Source organism: Arthrobacter sp. S41 (assembly GCF_004320535.1).
Classification (GTDB): domain Bacteria; phylum Actinomycetota; class Actinomycetes; order Actinomycetales; family Micrococcaceae; genus Glutamicibacter.
Window position 1 is genome coordinate 180,293 of the sequence record NZ_SIHY01000001.1, and the last position, 14,916, is coordinate 195,208.

Sequence of the window (14,916 nt, forward strand, 5' to 3'; positions counted from 1 at the left end):
ACTTTACTAGGTGGTTGCGTAATGCGCCGGGAGATACGGCATGATTAATGACATGCCTCGTTCAAATCGTCCACGCCGTCCCAAGAGTTCACGTCCGGGTAATGCGCGGAATCATGATGAAGAATCAGACTACGAAGCGGGCTCCGATGACTGGTTACAAAAAGCACGCTTTGGCGTGGTGCGACTGCAAGACGCCCCCGATGGTCAGTGGCACGTACGCAAAATCTCACCAATGAACGCGAGTAAGACTTATACCTGCCCTGGTTGCAATCGACAGATTGGCGTTGGAGTAGGGCATCTGGTGGCGTGGCGAGCGGACCACTGGTCCGGCGAGGACGCTGCAGCTACCGCGAGGCGACATTGGCATTCGCACTGCTGGGATACCCGTTCCTACCGTTACTAAGCTTGGCTGAAGTATCAGCAGACAAGTAACTAGCGGCGGTCCTGCCGTGCGATGAACACTTCACGCAAAAGAATCATGGCGCTGGCTGCAACCGGGATAGCCATCAACGCACCGGTGACTCCGGCCAAGGCGCCTCCGGCAATCACCGAGATCACCGCAACTGCACCTGGAACGGCAACGGCTCGACGCATGATGCGTGGGGAGACGAAGTAGGCTTCAACCTGCAGGTAGCCGAAGTAGCAAACCGCGTAAATTACCGCAGTCTGCCAACCCAGCGAGAGCGTCACCAAGGTGACTAAAATTCCGGCGATGACACCGCCCACTAGCGGTATAAAAGCGAACACTGCGACAAGTAGGGTAAGCAAAGCAGTAAACGGAACGCCAAGTATGGTCATCAACAGCAGGGCAACCAATGCGTTCAGAACCGCCACAGTGGCCTGGCCCATGACGTAGTTACCTACCGAGCGGGTAATCCTTTCAGCTAACCCAGCGACCCGTTCTCGTTTTGAACGAGGGGCTAAGCGAAGCGAGAAGCCCATCATGCCTGGCAGTGAAGCTAAGAAGTAGATGGCCAAGACCAGAACAATCAGCACGCCAAACATCGACTGTGCAACGGTTTGTGACACGCCGAGAACGCCACCAAAGACGTTGGTTACGGCACCTGAATCACCAAAGAACCGGTCAACCTCTTCCGTCACTCGTTCAGTGAGCGCGTACTGCGTATCAATGTCTTGAACCCATTGCGTGTTCAAGAAATCGGCCACGATCTCAGGCGCGCGAGCAATGAACGTGGAGATCTGATTAACCAGTGTTGGAATGATCAGCGCCATGAAGCCACCAAAAATGATCAGCATCCCCACCATGGTTGCCACCACTGCTAGCGGTCGAGAAAGTCCCTTGCGCATCAGGAAGCGAACCACCGGGTCCAGACCCAACGCAATAAACAGCGCAATGGCGATCCAAGTTAGTAGGGAACCAACGTTGGTTAGCAGGTAAAAACCGCCCAGCGCCAAACCCACACCGATCGTGGCCAAGAAGCCCATGGAGATCGGGTGCAACGAGGGGAACGGTTCAAATGTTTCTCCCGAATGGTGCTCGGGCTCTTCGCCCAGTGCCGCGGCGCGCTGAGGCACGTTAAGTAATTTGTTCAGGGTGGTGATCAGCCGGGGGACCAAACCGTCTTGCGCCGAAACAGTGTGCGGGGCCGTCGGTATAGGCCCAGTTGCCGAAGACGCGTCAGGAGCAGACGATCCAGTTGATGGTGATTCTGAACCGGATTGTGGCGTACTAACAACTTCGTCGGTCTCGTTGGGATCGCGGTGCTCACGCGGCTGATCTTGCTCCATGGCACTGAGCATATCGCGGTAATAAGATGATTTTGTGTTTCAAGACACCGAACGCAATAGCTAATGAGTCACTTCACAAGCGAAGAACGGAACCATGAATGCGCTGGACTCGTTAGACTTGGGACAGAACTGCTGTGAGACGTAGGCGAATAGGTGAACTCGTGCGAAAAGTAATCTCCGTGATCGCGATGCTGCTAGGGGCTGCGGCCCTTGTAGTTGGCATCGGACAGAAGACCTTTTGGGCCCCGCCCGAAACGGTCACCGCTTCCATGCCGCAACTGGACGGTGAGGCGCCGCTGACATTGATCGAGCCATCGATCGATGATTCCAAACTGGACCCCATAGATCTGGTCATCAAGGGCAAGGGTGATTTCACCGCGTCTCTGGGCCGTAGCTATGACGTTGACGCTTGGGTTGATAAGGCAGCGCACGTTTCGCTGACCGGTATCGATACCGAGAACCATAAGATGATTGCCGAGTATGTCAAGGGTGATGCGCAAGTACCTAACCCTGCTGGTGATGACATCTTCTTCGATTCCCAGAGTGCCGATGGCACCATGACCTACCGCTGGACTGCTCCAGACTCCGGTGATTGGTCACTGCTGTTGGCTGCTGACGGAAAGGACGCCGCTCCAGTGGATATTTCCGTAACTTACGCCAATGACGATGCAATGCCATTCGCATTGCCACTGATTATTGCTGGCGCACTGCTGTTGGTCTTCGGACTGGCACTGCTGGTTATGCGTCCAGGTAAGCCAAAGACCAAGGGTACAAACACCCAGCACTCGGTGGCTGCTGCTGCCGTCGTTGCTTTGGCAATTTCTGGCGTGACCCTGCCAATGCAGCCTTCGGATGATGCAAGCGCATCCCCTTCGGAGTCTGCAGATGCTAGCTCCAGCCCAGCCTCCTCGGCTCCTGCCGATGAATCCGCTTCGGCATCTAGCAGCAAGAAGGAAACTACCGAGTTCCCTGTGCTGACCGAAGAACAGCTGAAGAATGTTTTGGCTGATGTGCAGAAGCAGGTCGCTGCTGCTGACGAGAAGAACGACTCCAAGGCATTGGAAGCTCGTACTGCCGGAGCCTTCAAGTACCTGCGTGGCAAGCGCTACGACATGCTGAAGGAGAAGTTCCAGGTTGATAAGCCAGAGGCCCTGAATACTCAGGTTTTGCGTTCGGCCGCTGTACCAAACGCTAGTGGTGCCAAGTTCCCTCGCGTAATCTCCGTGGTTACCGCAAAGGACAACGACGCCAACACCTTGCCACAGGCTTTGACCTTGGTACAGAAGAGTGCTCGTGAAAACTACCAGGTAGTCTTTGCCGGCCAAATGCTGCCAAACTCTTCCTTCCCAGGTATTGCTGTGGGAGATCCTGCTACCAAGCAGTTGACCGCTGACGCCAAGAACTTGCAGATGACCCCTGAAAAGGCACTGGACGCACTGGGCGATGTTTTGACCAACGAGAAGTCGAAGCAGGCGGACAAATTCGCTGATTCTGATTTCATCAAGGCAATCCATGCCGCTCAGAAGTCTGAGTCAAAGGATGCTGACCAGGCAAAGGTGAGCTACAAGCGCAGTGTCAACAAGGGTGATACCTACGTAGTATCTACCCCAGACGGCGGCGCCATTGTTGCTGGCAAGCTGGAGAACAAGGCAAAGTTCGAACGAACTGAAGATGCTGATCCGCTCAAGAGCACGGACAAGCTCACCCAGCAGTTGTTGGGTAAGAATGAGTCCAACGGTAGCGTAGAAAGCACTTACGCTGAACCAGTAATGTTCTACATTCCTGCTGATGGCTCTGACGATAAGATCCAGCTGATCTCAGCTGATCAGGTCCTACTCGGTGTAAAGGAAGTTGACTAGTACCCATGACTCAAGAGAACATCCCATCGACCCGCGGCGCGGTAGACCTGTCGGCCTTGGCTAACCAGGCCCCAAAGGCTGATGACAGCTCGGCGGCAGCTACTGCTGCTAGCTGGACCATCAATGTGGACGAGGCGGCTTTCCAACAGTTTGTTGGCTTGTCCCAGAACGTGCCAGCCATCGTTTCTTTGGGTTCGCCTCGTGTCCAGGTGTCAGTTGATCTTGATGCACTGCTCACTCGTTTGGTCGATTCCAAGGGCGGCAAGTTTGTCCTCGGCTTGGTTGACGCAGAAACCTACCCGCAGATTGCTCAAGCTTTCCAAGCCCAGCAAATCCCGATGGTTGTTGCGCTGATCAAGGGCCAACCGGTTCCGCTGTTCCAAGGCCCAGCGGCCGAAGAACAGATCAGCCAGCTCTTTGTGCAGCTTGAACAGTTGGCAGTTCAGCAGGGTCTGAGCGGAACGGTTCCACCGTTCTCCGGAACTGCTACCGACACTGAGCCAGCACTGCCACCGTTGCATCAGAAGGCCATCGATGCCATTGATGCGGGGGACTACGCTGCAGCTGAAGCTGCTTATCACGAAGCGCTGAACGAGAAGCCAAACGACCACGATGCACAGGTTGGTATCTATCAGGTTCGTTTGCTTTCACGCACGCAGAACCTTGACCTGAACAAGTCACGCGAACAGGCTGCGCAGAATCCAGAGGATATCGCTGCGCAGTTGGAAGTCGCTGATCTTGATGTCATCGGTGGCCACATAGAAGATGCGTTTGCTCGTTTGGTGACGCTGATTTCACGTTTGGTTGACGACGAACGTGAACGCGTTCGCCGCCGTCTCATTGAGCTTTACGCGGTGGTTGGTAATACCGATCCACGTGTTGCAGCCTCACGTCAGAAATTGGCACGAGTGCTGTTCTAAGTCACAGCAATAAAGCGCCGCGGTTCAAAGAGAAATCTTTGAACCGCGGCGCTTTGCTGTCTGCGAGGATAACTCCAAAGGATGATGTGTTCTGACTAGGGCAATTGCTAGGCTAATTTTATGAGTCAGATCGCACTGGATATCCGCGGCCTCGCCAAGCAATTTGGCCCCAAAGTCGCAGTGAACAACGTCAACTTGCAAGTTCCCACCGGATCTTTTTATGGTCTCGTCGGCCCCAACGGTGCAGGTAAAACGACAATGTTGTCGATGGCCACCGGCCTGCTTCGTCCGGACTCCGGCCAGGCGCTGGTCAATGGTCTGGACATCTGGGCCCAACCGCAAGAAGCCAAAGCGACCCTAGGCGTGCTGGCCGACGGGGTGAGGCAATTTGACCGTCTGACCGGCCGGCAACTGGTCAGCTACTCAGGTCTCTTGCGCGGAATGGACCGTGCAGAAGTTGCCCAGCGCACCGAAGATTTGCTGCGCGTGATGGACCTGAGTAACGACGGCGACAAACTGGTCGTGGACTATTCCGCCGGTATGACCAAGAAGATTTCCTTGGCCACAGCGATGATCCATTCTCCAAAACTTCTAGTTCTCGACGAACCTTTTGAAGCTGTTGACCCAGTCTCGGCAGCAAACATCCGAGACATTCTTAACGACTACGTTGCCTATGGCGGTACCGTAATCGTTTCCTCGCACGTGATGGATCTAGTGCAGCGTATGTGTACACACGTGGCAGTTATCGCCGGCGGTGTGCTCAAGGCGCAGGGTTCGGTAGACGATGTCCGTGGCGGCATGAGCTTGGAAGATCGCTTTGTGGATCTGGTTGGCGGACGCGGAAATAACGAAGGGTTGTCATGGTTGCGCACATCCTCAAACTAAAACTGAGATTGCTGGGCAACGGTTTTAAACGCTCAATCGGTCAACTGATCGGTGTGATCATCGGCGGCGTGTACGCCCTAGGGATGATCACGATGCTCACCATCTTCGCAGTGGTCTCGGCCGGTGAAACCACTATTGCTTCCGAAATCAGTATCATCACTGGATCGCTTGCCGTGCTCGGCTGGGCGATTATTCCGCCGCTACTGACCGGTGTAGATCTGACTCTGGAACCTTCGCGCTTTGTGCACTTTGGTATTCCTCAAAAAATCTTAGGCCCGGCACTGGTACTTTCTGGCTTCATCTCTGTGCCAGCGATACTCACCATTATCGGACTGATCGGTGCTTCACTGATTTGGCGCCTAGAGGTTGCCATCTTGCCGGTGGCTGTACTGGCAGCTTTAGCTACCGCGGTGATGGCTATACTGGTTTGCCAGTACCTGACCATCATGTCCACCGCACTGCGTGCTAAGCGCCGATTCCGCGAGCTTACCTTTGCCTTGTTGTTCCTTGTACTCATCTGCTTTGGCCCAATCATTTCTTCAGTAGCTTCAGCCGCCCAGAGCATGATGGATTGGCTTGCTCCACTGACCAATGTTCTGTCCTACACCCCATTGGGTGCCGCAGCTGCCTTGCCAGGAGCGCTGGCCTCGGGGAACTATGCGAAGTTTGCCATCTGTTTGGTACTGGCCATCGTTTACCTCGGTGGACTCTACTTCTTGGTCAACAAGGCCACAGCAGAAGCCACGGTGACCCCGCCGCCCGAACAACGCGCTGCTAAACAAAGTGGCCTCGGCTTTTTCAAGTTCGTTCCTGCCTCGCCGACTGGTGCCGTAGCTGCACGAGCATTAACCTACTGGTTCAAAGATCCGCGATATGCAATTGGTGTGCTGCTGGTGCCGGTTCTTCCGTTGATTTTCTGGTTCAGCGGCAATCAGTCCGGCGATTACACCATGATGTTCTTGACCGGACCGATCATTGGTATCTTGCTGGGCTTCTCAATTTCTGCAGATATCTCTTATGACAACACTGCTTTTGCGCTGCACATTCTTACTGGCGTTCATGGCAAGGCAGATAGGGCGGGGCGTGCCGCGGCCTGCTTCACCCTTTCGATTATTCCGGTGCTGCTGGCCGCAATTCTGCCTGGCGCCATTTCCGGCCAGAGCTGGCGAATTGCCGGGGACCTGGGGCTTTCCTTGGCCGCGTTGCTCATTGCGTTGGGAGTAGCTTCGCTGGCTTCGGCCCGGTACACCTATGCTGTTCCATTGCCGGGGGATAACCCCATGAAAACACCTCCGGGCAACGGAGTACGCGTGGCATTAACGCAGCTGGGAACCGTTGGTTCCATGGCGGTCTTGCTGATCCCGGTGTTGATTCCTTATGTGATCGGTTGGATCCAAAATTCTGCGGCGCTGGGTCTGGTGACCCTAGCGGTCGGACTAATCCTCGGAATGACGCTGTTGGTCGTTGGGATTATCGTTGGCGGAAAATGGTATGAGAAGCGGGCACCTGAACTAATGCAGGCTGTGATGCTGAACAAATAGCAGACTTGGTACCAGTACGACACGGGCACACCGATCAGACGCAATTTTTGATCGATGTTCCCGTGTCGTTTTTTGATGTTAAAACCCGGTGAATTCTGCGCCGTCCGCGCGGTCGAAACGAGGCAGGTGAGAGCGCCGTGAAGCGTGTTTTGGACGTGGAATGTGGACAAGCTCCCATGAGCTAACGACCCACGTACAGACCAATACGTATTAGACTTGAAGGCATGGTGGAACAGTCTGAAGAAACCCGTGGCGGCACAGCAACAATCGAACGTACCGAGACAACCCAGAGTGTCGAGGCCGGCGATCATGAGCGTTTTGCCCACTACGTCCAGAAAGAAAAGATCATGGAATCGGCGATGTCCGGTGATCCAGTGATCGCTCTGTGCGGCAAGGTCTGGACCCCAGGCCGTGACCCAAAGAAGTTCCCGGTATGCCCTGAGTGCAAGGAAGTTTACGAATCCTTGATGGGTTAGTGCCTAAGAAATAAAGCACTAGTTCACACACAGCACGCGGCCGGGAAAAGGTATATGACCGAGACACTTTTTGATTTTGGTGACAAGCTTCCACTGGAAGACAAACTCCCTTTAGCGTATCCGGAGCGTACGGCCTGGGGCACCGGGCCTAAGCTTCGAGCTTGGCAGGCGGAAGCACTGGCTCAGTACTTTGATACTGAGCCCAAAGACTTTATGGCAGTGGCTACCCCTGGTGCGGGTAAAACCACGTTTGCACTGCGCCTTGCAAAAGTTTTGATTGACTCTGGCAAGATCAACCGCATGATCGTTGTTGCGCCTACCGATCACTTGAAAAAACAGTGGGCGGATGCAGCAGCACGCGTGGGTATCGCCTTGGACCCCAATTACAAGAACTCAGATGGACGCCACGGTTCGCACTATATGGGCGTTGTTGTCACCTATGCGCAGGTTTCGCTGAAGCCAGCAGTACACCGGGCAAAGACTGAGGGTGCCCGTACTCTGGTCATCATGGATGAGGTCCACCACGCAGGTGACGCACTGTCCTGGGGTGACGGTATCCGCGAAGCATTTGATCCTGCCACACGCCGTCTTGCCCTGACCGGTACACCCTTCCGTTCCGACGCGGCACCGATTCCCTTCGTTCAGTACGTTGACGAAGGTGATGGCATCCGCCGTTCCAAGGCTGACTACACCTATGGCTACGGCAACGCCTTGGCTGACCATGTGGTTCGTCCTGTGCTCTTCATGGCGTACTCGGGCAATATGCGCTGGCGTACCGCCGCCGGTGAGGAAATGGAAGCAAACCTTGGTGAAGGTTTTACTAAGGACATCACGGCCCATGCTTGGCGTACCGCGTTAGACCCACACGGTGACTGGATCCCTTCGGTGCTTCAAGCCGCGGATCGACGCCTGTCCGAAGTTCGTCGCACCGTAAAAGACGCTGGTGGACTGATTATTGCCACCGACCATGAAGACGCGCGCGGTTACGCCGCTCAGCTTGAAGCGATTTGTGGCGAAAAGGTCACCACGATTCTTTCGGATGATCCTAAAGCCTCGCAGAAGATTGATGATTTCTCGGAATCTGAGGCACGTTGGATGGTCGCCGTGCGCATGGTGTCTGAAGGCGTGGACGTTCCGCGTTTGTGTGTTGGCGTTTACGCCACGAGTACTTCAACTCCGTTGTTCTTTGCGCAGGCTGTTGGACGCTTTGTGCGTAGTCGTAAGCGCGGCGAGGTAGCCAGCGTTTTCCTTCCTTCCGTGCCAATCTTGATGGCCCTGGCCAACGAGATGGAAGTTGAACGTGACCACGCCTTGGACCGTGAAGGTTCAAAGGAAGAAGACGGTCTTGATGACTCGCTTCTTGAAGCTGCCAACAAGGAAGACAAGGCCAGCGATGATCTGGTGCGCAGTAAGTTTGAGGCACTGAATTCTCAAGCTTCCTTCGACCGTGTGCTCTTTGACGGCGGCGAATTTGGTACCGGTGCAGATATTGGTAGCGACGAGGAACTTGGGTTCCTAGGCATTCCCGGTCTGTTAGACACCGAGCAGGTATCTGAGCTTCTACGCAAGCAACAGAACAAGCAGATCAGTAAGGGCGCTACCAAGCCTGAACCTGTCTCGGATCACCGACGGATGATGGATCTGCGTACCAAGCTTTCTAAGAATGTGTCCGCTTGGGCTGCTCGCACCGGAGCACCACACGGTCAGATTCACAATAAGCTGCGTAGCGTGTGTGGAGGGCCAGCAGTGCCTCAGGCCAACGCTGACCAGTTGCAAGCCAGAATTGATAAGTTGCAAGATTGGTTTGTTGGACGCAAGTAGCGCTTAGCGCAGATAACGCTCTGCGCAGACACTGACGTCATTTTTCCGGCCGCCCGGGTGCATTGTAGAGATCGCATCCGGGCGGTCGTCTCTGCTGCGGCGCTAGTATTCTCTGCATCATACGCAGGATTCATCGCAGCTGGTGCACGTCAGGACGAGACGCGGTCATAAACCAGAACCCGGACTCCGGAGTCGAGAAGTACCTCGCTGGTTGGTTGGTAGTCGTGGAACGCGAATGGGCCGTTGAACAATGGGATTCCCGAGCCGATAATTGAGCGGTTCACTTTCAGAACCAGCCTGTCGATTTCCGGTAGCAGGCTATGGGCAAGTGTTCCGCCACCGGCAAGCCATAGGTCTTTACCGTCCTCGGACTTCAACTCGCGTACCCGTTCAAGGCCACGTTCGCTGACGAGCTCAACACCAGGACCAACGCTAGTCAACGTAGTTGAAAATACTAGGTGGCGAAGGTGCGGGTAGGCATCACTCAAGCCGGCGGCCACGCCCAACTCATACGATGATCGACCCTCTAAAACAGTGTCAAAATGCTCGCCCGGCGCAGACAGCCCCATGGCTTCACGAGCAGGCGCTGGCAAGGTTTCCGGGTAGTTCGTTACGATGAATTTGATGAGGTCATCGGTGATTGGGAAAAACTCTGAGCCGCTGGGGTCCCCGCCGTCTGGGGAAGCGATGAAGCCATCTAGAGTGGTGGCAACGTAGTACACGAGCTTTCTCATACGCAGTCCGTTCATCAACATGAAAAGTGTGCACCTAGCATGTCAATTGAACCGACGCTGGTCAATGGCTCATGGACTCTTAGGCTAGCTCGCACTCACAACGCTGACGCCTGCTGAGCGCAATTCTTCGTGGACGGTAGGTAAGTTTTCACCGTTCACGGCAGCGGTCAGGGTCGAGATGACAGTGGCTGTAAAGCCTCCTGCCACGGCGTCCAAGGCCGTGGCTCGAACACAGTGATCTGCGGCTAAACCAACGATGTCTACGGTGTCGATCTGTCGCGAGCGTAGCCACGGGGCAAGTAGTACGCCGCTTTCATCCGCGATATCGGCCTGCGTATCTAGCAGTCTTGCTTCAAAGCCTGAGTACGCTGCGGTGAAGCGGCCCTTGGCAAAGTGCGCATCCACGTTCAGCTGCGCAATCAGCGGATGCAACGCAGCCCCATTGGTTCCGGCAACACAGTGAACGGGCCAAGAGTCCACAAAGTCCGGCTGATCCGAGAAATGATCCCCGGGCTCAATGTGCCAATCCTGAGTGGTGATAATCGCGGAGTAACTCGCAACGCGCAAGGCAACATCCTTGGCGATAGCCGCAGCTACCGCGTTCCCACCAGCAACCGCCAAGGCGCCACCCTCACAAAAATCGGGCTGTAGATCAATGATCAATAGTGCTCGGTTCATTGCAGGCTCCTTGGCGGCGCGGTGGGTACTTTGCAGTTATTTAGGCTTGGATCATGATGGTCGGGATGACCGGTTCTCCACGCTGCAACTTGCGTGCCACACCAGGCAACTCCTGAATTGAAGTGCGGTGGCGTTCAGTAGCCAGCTTGACGCCCGAAGCGCCGGTGTAGGACTGATCAATTTCACCGTTTACAACCAGTGGTACTACCAATTCTCGCTCCGGTCCACCAGTGGTGTGCGAAGTTGTGGAGATAACCTCGGCAACTGCGCGCTGACGGTCGTTGAGCTGGCGCACTGCATGTTTACGTCCGCCAACGCTGGCCTTATTCAAGGCGGCCTTGGCCACTGGAATCCATTCGCCGGCGTCGTCTTGACGCGCCACCAACTTGTACACCATAGACGCAGTCGGATGTCCCGAACCGGTGACCAGTGCGGTACCCACCCCGTAGGAATCAACCGGTGCGCTAGCCAAGGCTGCGATGGCGTATTCGTCTAGGTCCGAGGTGACGGTGATCTTGGTATTCCAGTTACCCAGATCATCAAGCAGCTTGCGAACCCAGCCTGCCTGCTGCACCAGGTCACCAGAGTCAAGGCGTACCCCGCCAAGTTCCGGACCAGCAACCTCAACGGCGGTGCGCACACCATTTTCTACGTCGTAGGTGTCAACCAACAAGATGGTGTCCTTGCCCAAGGAAGCGACCTGCGCTTCAAAGGCGGCCCGCTCCGAATCATGAAGCAATGTGAAGGAGTGAGCCGAGGTGCCAACGGTCTTTAGCCCGTAGCGTGCACCGGCTTCCAAATTTGAGGTGGAGGTGAAACCAGCAATCATCGCTGCGCGAGCTGCGGCCACAGCGGATTCTTCATGGGTTCGACGCGAGCCCATTTCAATACATGGACGGTCGCCGGCCGAAGCAATCATGCGGGAAGCCGCCGAAGCGATGGCCGAATCGTGATTCATGATCGAAAGCAGATAGGTTTCAATCACGCAGGCTTCAGCAAAGGTGGATTCCACCGTCAACAGTGGTGAATTCGGGAAGTACAGTTCACCTTCGGCATAGCCAGAGATGTTGCCGGAGAAGCGGTAGTTTTCCAAGTATTTGATGGTCTGCGCGTTCACTACTTTGTTATCGCTCAGGAAGCGCAATTGCTCATCATCAAAGTGGAAATCTTTTAGGCCTTCGAGCAGACGACCGGTGCCACCAACTACGCCATAGCGTCGTCCCTCGGGAAGGCGCCGCGCAAATGCTTCAAACACGGATGGGCGGTGGGCCGCACCGGACTCGAGCGCTGCTTGAAGCATAGTCAGCTCATAGTGGTCGGTGAAGAGGCTGGTGCGCATGGGACGCTCCTGAGGATCGTAAAGGGTCAACGGTGGCGCTGGTGATACCAGCGACCGGTTTTACTGTATAACGGCTCACGCTGAAGATGATATTTACCGTGTCCTGCGTGGCGTTGGCGATCCAAGCGTAAAATGGAATTTATGACCGCAATGCCCGATGTACTTCCCGAAATCGAAACCGTCGCCACCAATGAAAAGCCATGGCGCTTGATTGTGTGGAATGACCCGGTGAATCTGATGAGCTACGTGTCGTACGTGTTCCGTTCATACTTCGGTTTCTCTAAGGAAAAAGCCGAACAGCTCATGCTGCAGGTGCACCACGATGGTTTCTGCATGGTGCGCAGCGGTAGCCGCGAAGCCATTGAATCGGATGTGCAAGCGATGCACGGTTTCGGCTTGAACGCGACCATGACCCAGGGAGCCTAAACGTGGCCAAGGCCTTCAAATATGGTGCGCACGGTATTACCGGCACCATCCATGCACCTGAACGCAAGCTACTGCGAGAGCTGTTTAATGACGTCATCTTGATGCTTGAAGATCGCGCCGAAGTGCATCAGCTACCCGAAGACATTGATCCGCTCTACGCGCTGACCGGCATGCGGCCTGAGTCCATGGATCTTCCTGCAGTTGCAGATCCTGCGCTGGCCCGTCTGCTGCCGGATGCTAGCGAGGATCCGGTGGTTGCCGCGGAGCACCGTCGACTGACCGAAGCAGATCTGATTACAACCAAGATCGGTCAATTACGTGAAGCTCAATTCCTGATGGAAACTGACAAGATTGTTTTGAAAAAAGACAACGCTCAGCGCTTCGCCCAAGCACTTAACGACGTTCGTTTAGTTCTCTCTGAGCGTCTAGAGATCCGCAACGAAGATGATGCAGCCAGAGTTTCCGAGGTTCTTGATGCCGCCGAGGTGCAGAGCCCGGACGAATACTTGGCCTTGGTTTACAACTTGGTCTCGTGGATCCAAGAAACTTTGATCAACGCACTGATGGATGCGGAGCTTTAATCGATGAATTCTTATTTTGCCACCGGTCAGGTTTCGGCTCCCGATTCTGATACTCCGATTGGGATTTTTGACTCCGGTGTGGGTGGACTGACTGTTGCCCGAGCAATTATCGACCAGCTGCCTGGTGAGTCATTGATCTACGTTGGGGATACGGCTAATTCACCCTATGGTCCTTTGCCTATCGCGCAGGTGCGAGCCAATGCGCTGGGCGTTATGGACGAGCTGGTTGACGCCGGGGTGAAGCTTTTGGTGATCGCCTGTAACTCCGCTTCGTCAGCCGTTTTGCGCGATGCGCGTGAACGTTACACCGCGCGCTATGGCATTCCCGTCGTTGAGGTAATCCAGCCGGCCGTTCGACGTGCCGTAGCCGGTACCAAGACAGGCAAAATCGGTATTATTGGAACCCAGGCGACCGTCGGCTCCCGTGCCTATGAAGATGCTTTTGCCGCAGCTCCTGACTTGCAAGTGACTTCGGTTGCTTGCCCACGATTTGTTGAGTTTGTGGAATCCGGGATTACTGCTGGACCAGAGCTATTGGAGATCGCCCAAGAATATCTGGCACCGTTGCAGCAAGCCGGGGTCGATACGCTGATTTTGGGTTGCACCCACTATCCGCTGCTGACCGGTGTGATCTCCTACGTCATGGGGGACAGCGTCACTTTGGTTTCCAGTGCCGAGGAAACAGCCAAGGACGCATTCCGCGCATTGACCCGTCACTCCTTGGTTCGTGAAGACGGCAGCCCGGCGAGTCATGAGTTCCTTGCCACAGGCAACGCTGATAGCTTTGGTGTACTGGCTCGCCGTTTCCTCGGACCTGAGGTTTTGCAGGTGCGTCACGTGGACCATGTAGCCGCCCACTATCCGACCGGTGCCATCGCGCGGATCACTCCGCAGATGATTGCCGCGTCGAAAGCGAGAAACGAATGAAGCTGACCATCATTGGATGTACCGGGTCGTTCCCGGGACCGGGCTCGCCTGCGTCCTGCTACCTGGTGTCGGCCTTTGATGGCACCCGCGACTGGAAGATCCTATTGGATTTGGGCTCCGGGGCTTTAGGCGTGCTACAGCGCTACACAGATATCAAAGATATCGATGGGATCATGGTTTCCCATCTACACCCAGATCACTGCATGGACCTCTGTGGCATGCATGTGGCCATCCGTTGGGATCCTAATGGGTGGGGCCGAGACCGCATGCTGGTCCACGGTCCAAAAGATACCGCCGATCGTATTGAGACGGCGTACTCGTTGCCTGACGGCGACACCATGGCCAAGGACTATGACTTCCAGGTCTGGACCCCGCGCAAGCCGGTGAATATCGGCCCATTCAAGATCACGCCTATTCCGGTGCGCCACCCAATCGAAGAGGCTTACGCCCTGCGTGTGGAAGCCACCGAGCCTGGTCCTGATGGCGAAATGCTCACCAGCGTGCTGACCTACTCGGGTGACACCGATACCTGCGACGGCCTAGTTGAAGCAGCTAAAGATGCCGACATGTTCTTGTGCGAAGCAGCCTTTGAAGAGGGCCGCGACGACGCCATTGACGGTGTGCACCTGACCGGCAAGCGGGCCGGCGAAATGGCTACGGCCGCGGGCGCTGAACGCATGCTACTGACGCATATCCCGGTATGGACTGACATCAACAAGGTGGTTGAAGAAGCCAAGGGCACCTACGAAGGCGGCATTGCCGTGGCTGTATCTGGCGTGACTTACGGAGTGTACTCAGGAAGCCTGAAGCAAGATCAGGAACCAGTGCAGTTCAAGGGGGAGCGCGGCACCGACTACCTCAAGACGCGTACCGGTACCTTGCCAACAATTTCTTATGAAAAAACTCGAAAGTTCCCGTTACTCAAGCGCAAAAAGTAACGAACCCAGAGTACAAACAGCACCGCAGAATTGGACAGTCCA

Annotated in this window: 14 protein-coding genes and 1 pseudogene; 11 read left to right on the forward strand and 4 right to left on the reverse strand. The window is 55.3% G+C overall.

What is annotated here, in order from left to right; all coding sequences use genetic code 11:
- The first annotated feature begins 52 nt into the window (after positions 1–52).
- Entirely contained in the window at positions 53–403 is a 351-nt protein-coding gene (locus EYR88_RS00940; RefSeq protein ID WP_131087876.1) for a hypothetical protein, read from the forward strand.
- Positions 404–432: 29 nt separating this feature from the next.
- On the opposite strand, the gene EYR88_RS00945 is transcribed toward EYR88_RS00940, so the two are convergent.
- Positions 433–1,749 carry an AI-2E family transporter gene (locus EYR88_RS00945; RefSeq protein WP_131087877.1) on the reverse strand — a complete coding sequence of 439 codons (1,317 nt, stop codon included), beginning with the start codon at positions 1,747–1,749 and terminating at the stop codon, positions 433–435.
- A 161-nt stretch (positions 1,750–1,910) separates the two neighbouring features.
- Between EYR88_RS00945 and EYR88_RS00950 the strand changes: the two genes are divergently transcribed.
- The 6 genes from EYR88_RS00950 to EYR88_RS00975 all read left to right on the forward strand — a co-directional run bounded on the left by EYR88_RS00950 (position 1,911) and on the right by EYR88_RS00975 (position 9,251).
- Complete coding sequence (locus EYR88_RS00950; RefSeq protein WP_131087878.1) at positions 1,911–3,608, forward strand: hypothetical protein; 1,698 nt, start codon at positions 1,911–1,913, stop codon at positions 3,606–3,608.
- A 5-nt stretch (positions 3,609–3,613) separates the two neighbouring features.
- Positions 3,614–4,528, forward strand: coding sequence for a tetratricopeptide repeat protein (locus tag EYR88_RS00955; protein WP_131087879.1), 915 nt, complete (start codon positions 3,614–3,616; stop codon positions 4,526–4,528).
- A gap of 120 nt (positions 4,529–4,648) precedes the next feature.
- Entirely contained in the window at positions 4,649–5,413 is a 765-nt protein-coding gene (locus tag EYR88_RS00960; protein ID WP_131087880.1) for an ABC transporter ATP-binding protein, read from the forward strand.
- Positions 5,389–6,954: a transporter gene (locus EYR88_RS00965; RefSeq protein ID WP_131087881.1), complete on the forward strand. Its 1,566-nt coding sequence runs from the start codon at positions 5,389–5,391 to the stop codon at positions 6,952–6,954. Before EYR88_RS00960 ends, EYR88_RS00965 begins: the two co-directional genes overlap by 25 nt.
- A 224-nt stretch (positions 6,955–7,178) precedes the next feature.
- Positions 7,179–7,430 (forward strand): DUF3039 domain-containing protein, encoded by a 252-nt coding sequence (locus tag EYR88_RS00970; RefSeq protein ID WP_131087882.1) that lies wholly within the window; start codon positions 7,179–7,181, stop codon positions 7,428–7,430.
- A 54-nt stretch (positions 7,431–7,484) separates the two neighbouring features.
- On the forward strand, positions 7,485–9,251 hold the full coding sequence (locus EYR88_RS00975) for a DEAD/DEAH box helicase (protein WP_131087883.1): 1,767 nt from the start codon (positions 7,485–7,487) through the stop codon (positions 9,249–9,251).
- A gap of 149 nt (positions 9,252–9,400) precedes the next feature.
- On the opposite strand, the gene EYR88_RS00980 is transcribed toward EYR88_RS00975, so the two are convergent.
- The 3 genes from EYR88_RS00980 to EYR88_RS00990 form a co-directional block, all read right to left on the reverse strand.
- Positions 9,401–9,985, reverse strand: a complete 585-nt coding sequence (locus EYR88_RS00980; protein ID WP_131087884.1) for a dihydrofolate reductase — start codon at positions 9,983–9,985, stop codon at positions 9,401–9,403.
- An 84-nt stretch (positions 9,986–10,069) separates the two neighbouring features.
- Positions 10,070–10,663: an isochorismatase family protein gene (locus tag EYR88_RS00985; RefSeq protein WP_131087885.1), complete on the reverse strand. Its 594-nt coding sequence runs from the start codon at positions 10,661–10,663 to the stop codon at positions 10,070–10,072.
- A gap of 40 nt (positions 10,664–10,703) precedes the next feature.
- Complete coding sequence (locus EYR88_RS00990) at positions 10,704–12,002, reverse strand: nicotinate phosphoribosyltransferase (protein ID WP_131087886.1); 1,299 nt, start codon at positions 12,000–12,002, stop codon at positions 10,704–10,706.
- 141 nt (positions 12,003–12,143) lie between these two features.
- On the opposite strand from EYR88_RS00990, the gene clpS reads away from it, so the two are divergent.
- The 4 genes and pseudogenes from clpS to EYR88_RS01010 form a co-directional block, all read left to right on the forward strand.
- Positions 12,144–12,428 carry an ATP-dependent Clp protease adapter ClpS gene (gene clpS, locus EYR88_RS00995; protein ID WP_131087887.1) on the forward strand — a complete coding sequence of 95 codons (285 nt, stop codon included), beginning with the start codon at positions 12,144–12,146 and terminating at the stop codon, positions 12,426–12,428.
- 2 nt (positions 12,429–12,430) lie between these two features.
- Complete coding sequence (locus tag EYR88_RS01000) at positions 12,431–13,009, forward strand: DUF2017 domain-containing protein (protein WP_131087888.1); 579 nt, start codon at positions 12,431–12,433, stop codon at positions 13,007–13,009.
- 3 nt (positions 13,010–13,012) lie between these two features.
- Positions 13,013–13,936, forward strand: coding sequence for a glutamate racemase (gene murI / locus EYR88_RS01005; RefSeq protein ID WP_131087889.1), 924 nt, complete (start codon positions 13,013–13,015; stop codon positions 13,934–13,936).
- Positions 13,933–14,727, forward strand: a pseudogene (locus EYR88_RS01010) (MBL fold metallo-hydrolase); the annotation flags it as partial. The gene murI and the pseudogene EYR88_RS01010, both read left to right, overlap by 4 nt.
- Between the last annotated feature and the right edge of the window lie 189 nt (positions 14,728–14,916).

What these genes read in the sequence shown, in the direction of transcription:
- EYR88_RS00975 (WP_131087883.1), top strand. Translation starts at nt 7,485, where the DNA reads ATGACCGAGACACTTTTTGATTTTGGTGACAAGCTTCCACTGGAAGAC.
- EYR88_RS00990 (WP_131087886.1), bottom strand. Translation starts at nt 12,002, where the DNA reads ATGCGCACCAGCCTCTTCACCGACCACTATGAGCTGACTATGCTTCAA.
- EYR88_RS00955 (WP_131087879.1), top strand. Translation starts at nt 3,614, where the DNA reads ATGACTCAAGAGAACATCCCATCGACCCGCGGCGCGGTAGACCTGTCG.
- murI (WP_131087889.1), top strand. Translation starts at nt 13,013, where the DNA reads ATGAATTCTTATTTTGCCACCGGTCAGGTTTCGGCTCCCGATTCTGAT.
- EYR88_RS00940 (WP_131087876.1), top strand. Translation starts at nt 53, where the DNA reads ATGCCTCGTTCAAATCGTCCACGCCGTCCCAAGAGTTCACGTCCGGGT.
- EYR88_RS00980 (WP_131087884.1), bottom strand. Translation starts at nt 9,985, where the DNA reads ATGAGAAAGCTCGTGTACTACGTTGCCACCACTCTAGATGGCTTCATC.
- EYR88_RS00945 (WP_131087877.1), bottom strand. Translation starts at nt 1,749, where the DNA reads ATGGAGCAAGATCAGCCGCGTGAGCACCGCGATCCCAACGAGACCGAC.
- EYR88_RS00960 (WP_131087880.1), top strand. Translation starts at nt 4,649, where the DNA reads ATGAGTCAGATCGCACTGGATATCCGCGGCCTCGCCAAGCAATTTGGC.
- clpS (WP_131087887.1), top strand. Translation starts at nt 12,144, where the DNA reads ATGACCGCAATGCCCGATGTACTTCCCGAAATCGAAACCGTCGCCACC.
- EYR88_RS00965 (WP_131087881.1), top strand. Translation starts at nt 5,389, where the DNA reads ATGGTTGCGCACATCCTCAAACTAAAACTGAGATTGCTGGGCAACGGT.
- EYR88_RS00970 (WP_131087882.1), top strand. Translation starts at nt 7,179, where the DNA reads ATGGTGGAACAGTCTGAAGAAACCCGTGGCGGCACAGCAACAATCGAA.
- EYR88_RS00985 (WP_131087885.1), bottom strand. Translation starts at nt 10,663, where the DNA reads ATGAACCGAGCACTATTGATCATTGATCTACAGCCCGATTTTTGTGAG.